General features: G+C 57.9%; 5 protein-coding genes. 4 read left to right on the top strand and 1 reads right to left on the bottom strand.

Annotated elements, in window-relative coordinates; translation table 11 throughout:
• The first annotated feature begins 393 nt into the window (after nt 1-393).
• The 4 genes from ACFQ24_RS04465 to ACFQ24_RS04450 all read left to right on the top strand — a co-directional run bounded on the left by ACFQ24_RS04465 (nt 394) and on the right by ACFQ24_RS04450 (nt 3,839).
• Nucleotides 394-1,041 carry a GntR family transcriptional regulator gene (locus ACFQ24_RS04465; RefSeq protein ID WP_380909292.1) on the top strand — a complete coding sequence of 216 codons (648 nt, stop codon included), beginning with the start codon at nt 394-396 and terminating at the stop codon, nt 1,039-1,041.
• 165 nt (nt 1,042-1,206) lie between these two features.
• Nucleotides 1,207-1,341, top strand: a complete 135-nt coding sequence (locus ACFQ24_RS04460) for a benenodin family lasso peptide (RefSeq protein ID WP_380909290.1) — start codon at nt 1,207-1,209, stop codon at nt 1,339-1,341.
• A gap of 54 nt (nt 1,342-1,395) precedes the next feature.
• Nucleotides 1,396-2,067: a lasso peptide biosynthesis B2 protein gene (locus tag ACFQ24_RS04455; protein WP_380909288.1), complete on the top strand. Its 672-nt coding sequence runs from the start codon at nt 1,396-1,398 to the stop codon at nt 2,065-2,067.
• 173 nt (nt 2,068-2,240) lie between these two features.
• Nucleotides 2,241-3,839 (top strand): asparagine synthase-related protein, encoded by a 1,599-nt coding sequence (locus ACFQ24_RS04450; RefSeq protein ID WP_380909286.1) that lies wholly within the window; start codon nt 2,241-2,243, stop codon nt 3,837-3,839.
• Here the strand turns inward: ACFQ24_RS04450 and ACFQ24_RS04445 are convergent.
• On the bottom strand, nt 3,820-4,712 hold an 893-nt coding region (locus ACFQ24_RS04445; protein ID WP_380909284.1), incomplete at its 5' end, for a prolyl oligopeptidase family serine peptidase. The genes ACFQ24_RS04450 and ACFQ24_RS04445 overlap by 20 nt on opposite strands.

The raw sequence follows: 4,712 nt of genomic DNA, 5'->3' as shown, positions 1-4,712 counted from the left end.
CCCAACGCCCAGCCCGATATCCCCCTGATCGAGGCAAGGCTGGAAGCGCTCGCGAAAAAATGGGCGCCACGGACACGCCGGAAAGCCTGACAGGCCGCGTCAATGCCGCCTTCCGTCGGCGCTTACGCTGCAGCTTCGAACCGATCCTCTTCAATTCGGGTTCGTCAGTTGGCGCTCGGTGACCGAGATCGACACGGTCGCTCGACGAAGCGCTGGCAGGACACACTCAACAACCATTCGAAGTCAACGGGATCTTGCCATGCCGCCACCGCTAGAAGTTCTGGGAAGCCCATGCACCTGTCCGACGAGACGGGGCGTGACCTACCAAAGCCTTCCCGCTCGGCCGCTCGCCCATCGACTGACACGCGTCAGCACGTCCGCAGAATGCCGCCCGTGTCTTCTGATCCGGTAACCACTCTTCGCGTCTACCAGCGATTGAAGGCCGATATCATGGGCGGCCGCTTCCCGCCACGGACTGTCTTGGTCGAACGCGCTCTTGCTAAGGAATATCGGGCAAGCGTGAGCCCATTCAGAGGTGGTGCCTTTCGTCTCGTAGGCGAGAAACTTCTCGAGTTGCATCCGGGTGGAGGATTCCAGCTTCCCGATATCACTGAAACGGCTCTCAGGAATCTCTACTTCTGGCATGGCCAGTTGATCCGCAACGCTCTGCAGGCTCGCCGTCGAACCAAGAACGGTGACGCTCCCGTCGAGATGGACGGGTCATCAGAGCTCGCGAGCCCCGAGGCCTTTGCGACCGCCACGGGGCAGCTCTTCTCATTCATCGCGAGCCAATCGCCAAATGGTGAGCACCACGATGCAATCCTTGCTGCCGGAGAGCGGCTTCACGCCGTGCGACTCAAGGAACCGCAGGTGATCAGTGACCTTGCGGAGGAATATCATGCGGTCCAAACCTTGACCGCCGCCGGTCCCGCCTCGAACCTCATGACCGCCATTTGGGCCTACCATCGACGGCGGCTGCGTCGCATTGCCGATCTTGTCACAGCGGCAGGCGGAACAGTCGACAAGGTGCTATCTAACTGAATCGTTGAGAAAAGCCTTCAAGGCGCCGGGGGCGATCAGGCTCTGCGCGTGGGCGTTCTCCAAACTCCTGTCACCGGCGATAGCTTATCCCATCGGTGATCAGTGTGTCCCCACCTACGATCGAAGGGCTGCATGCTGCAGCACCCCACCTGAATGGAGGACAAGATGGAACGCGAGCATGAACTGAGCAATGACCTGATCGACCTCGGTGCGGTCACCGAGGAGACGAAGGGCGGGATGTTCGGCCGAGAAGACGGTCTCGACACCCAGCAGATCGGCGGTGGTCTCACCGACGACTGAGCGGCATGTGGCGGGCACGCACCGCGTGTCCGCCATTCCCCGAGGATCGGACCAATGCCCCTCGCTCTCTGCCCCGGCGTATCATTCTGCATCGTCAATGACGCTGCCGTTTTTCTTGACCTCAACGCAAACAGATATTTCTGTCTGAAACAGCCAGATATCGGTGTTCTGACCAGCTTGCGGGACGCAGCGCCGGGATCGATCGCCACACATCCCATACTGCGCCCGTTAATGGCGAGAGGGCTGGTACGCGAAGGGTCGACCGATCAACTGGCCAACAACGGGATCGGGATTGTCGAAGCGGTTCGTGACCTGACGTCCTACCCTCTGACGGGGAATGGAAAAGAGAGTACAATTCGAGCAGTCCTTACCGAATTATCATGGTCCGCAACACTGAAGATGCGCTCCTTGGCTAGTATCGCCGAAACGCTCGGCGCCAAAAGAAATAGCCTCAAAGACGCGCCGCCTGATAACTCCAACGGTCATTTTGTCGAGATTGCAGCGGCCCTTGAAAGGTCTGCACTTATAACGGGGGTCGATGGCCGATGCCTGCCCCGCTCACTCGCATATATTTCTCTCTGCCGTCACCGGTCGATCGCGACCACGCTCGTTTTCGGTGTGAGGCTCAACCCTTTTCAAGCCCATTGCTGGGTTCAGCATAAACAAACCGTCCTCAACGACAGGTTGGAGCATGTTCGCTGCTTCACGCCAATCTTGGCAATCTAGCGATGTTCCAATATCTGATCGTCATTTGGCGCGGTCCGCGACCGGAAACTTCTCTCCTAGACAGGATTTGCGACCGAACGTGCCTTCGTCATTCATACTCGAATGAGACCTTCTGCATTCTGGCGTCCGATCCATCGGAAGTCCTCAGCCTACCAGTTCTTGATGGCGCGATAATGGGGCCTCTCTTTCGCCGTCATGGCTATCCGGAACGAATTCTCGATCTTTCGGCAGGCGACGCGGCAGCTATCGGCACCAATCCCGAGGAGGAACTGACAAACCGGTATTGGGGCAGCTACGTCGCGGTGCTTTCCGTCGCGGGTTCAGTCAAAGTCCTCCGCGATCCATCTGGCGGCCTGCCTTGTGAATATGCCGTTACGGACGAGTTGTTGGTATTCGGCTCTCATGCATCATTGATCCATGAGGCAGGGTTTATAACCGGCGAAGTCGAAGCGCACGAAGTCTTTGAAAACCTATACTATCCCGATCTTCCCTCCGATCGAACACCGCTTCGAGGTCTTCGCAGGCTACCTCCTGGTAATTCAGCGGAGTGGCGAGATAATGCCCTTATCCTGAAGCAGACCTGGAATCCTTGGGACTTTGTGGAACCCGAGCTGGGCCGGGGTGCTGAGGCAGACGAGAGCGGCCTACGCCGCGCTATACAACTCAGCGTATCCGCTTGGGCTTCCTGTTACCCCAGTGCGCTCGTCGGCGTTTCTGGAGGTTTGGATTCATCAATCGTGACCAGTTGTTTGGCGCGGTCGAGTGCACCCACCTCGTGCTTCACCCTGGCTACAGATGAGCCCCTGGGCGACGAGCGACACTATGCAAGGATTATCGCATCGGCCTTCGATCTCCCGCTAGTGGAAGAAGTCTATATGCTAGCCGACGTGGATATCGTTCACTCGCCCGCCGAAGAACTTCCAACGCCCGGACGGCGCGCCCAGGAGTATGCATATGGCGCCGCGCTGCGCCGGGCTGCCGCAATATCCCAATCTGCCTGCTTCTTCACGGGAAACGGTGGGGACAGCGTCTTTTATATGACGCAGTCGGCAAGGCCGCTGGTCGACCGTTTCCTTCGGGAAGGACTCACAGCAGGCGTCTGCCAGACAGCGAAGGATTTGAGCCGGATCACAGGTGCTGGCCTGCTTGACGTATTCCGGGAGGCCTTAGCGGTCTGGCGCAATCGCCATTCCTCTTATCATTGGCGGCCGGACCCGATGTTCCTCAGTCTTCCGGCGGATCACTCGCCCGCTGCTCCTAAACATCCGTGGCTCGATGCCCCGCCAGGCTCGTTGCCGGCAAAACGTGGCCACATTGCGATGTTGCTTCGGGTCCAGGACAGCCTCCTCGGCAGGGACAGCACGATTGGGATGCCCACCGTCAATCCGCTGATGGCTCAGCCGATTGTCGAGTACTGCTTGGGAATTCCCTCTTGGCAGATGTGCGCGGACGGCATGAACCGATCGATGGCACGCTCCAGCTTCCGCGATGTGCTACCGGACGAAATCATCCATCGCCGGCAAAAGGGCGGGCCCGACGTGTTTGTTGCTCGTATCGTATCGACGTTCTCCCGACAGATCCGGGACAGAGTAATGGACGGTCACCTCGGGGCTGCTGGGCTCCTTGATCTCCCGGCATTCTCAAAGGCCCTCGCGAATCCTGCGCTCCTAACGGCCCGGGAAAACACGCGCATTTTGTCGATCCTCGACGCAGAGAACTGGGTTCGGCATTGGGCGCAGAAACGGCGATCGATTACGGTGGCGGCTGCGTAGCGACGCCAATGGGCTTGTCCTTGTTCGACACTGCCCGATCTCTCATCGCCTTCCATCGCATGGCTTCAAGAATTCCGGACTCAGTCGTCGGCATCCTGTCCAATAACCAAAAGTCGAACCATGCGATGTTTCGCTCGTAAACTGCCAGCCTATGCGCTGGCTGCCATTTGATGTGATGCTCGCCCGGGAATATATACAGATCGACCGGCCTACCTGCCTCGACTAACGCATTATAGCTCTCGAGAACCGCTATATATTCATCATCGGATGCCTGAAAGAGTAATGGAAAGGATACTCTCGCTGGATTCTGGGCGATCGAAATTTGGCTCCAGAAACGGGGATTGGCATCAATCTGGCGGGGCCATCCATTCCTTTCAAAACCTCGCGCAGCGGTCGGTCCAAGCAAGGCATTCTGGGTGTGCTCCCAACAGCACGCCGTTGCCGAACCAGCCGAAAAGAGCGAGCTGTTCAACGACGCGAATTGAACAGTTGATGATCCGTCACTTAAACCGGTTATGCCGATACGACGATTGTCGATCAGTCCCCGCGACACAAGCGATCGCACCATTGTCTCAATGGACGAAAGAAGACTTTTGCGGCCGGCAAAGTCCGTGTTGAAGGCCCGCGTTATCGAACTGGGTGCAACCTTCGTTCCGACAACCGCCTCATAGCTGTGGTTCTCAACACTCAGTACAAAGTAGCCCCGATTGGCAAATGCCTGAATGGGAAACTCGTCACCTACGCCACTGAGGTGGTCCCGGAAATTCGGACAGGGTGTTAAGCTCATCCCGACCTGAAGGAATGGACGGGAATGAAGACGACGAGGAAGCGCTACAGCGCGCAGTTCAAGGCCAAGGTGGCGATGGAAGCGAT

Origin of the sequence: Sphingobium olei (assembly GCF_042678845.1) — a bacterium.
GTDB classification, from domain to species: Bacteria; Pseudomonadota; Alphaproteobacteria; order Sphingomonadales; family Sphingomonadaceae; genus Sphingobium; species Sphingobium olei.
The sequence above is the reverse complement of the archived record's forward strand: the minus strand, read 5'-3'. Positions and strand labels throughout refer to the sequence as shown.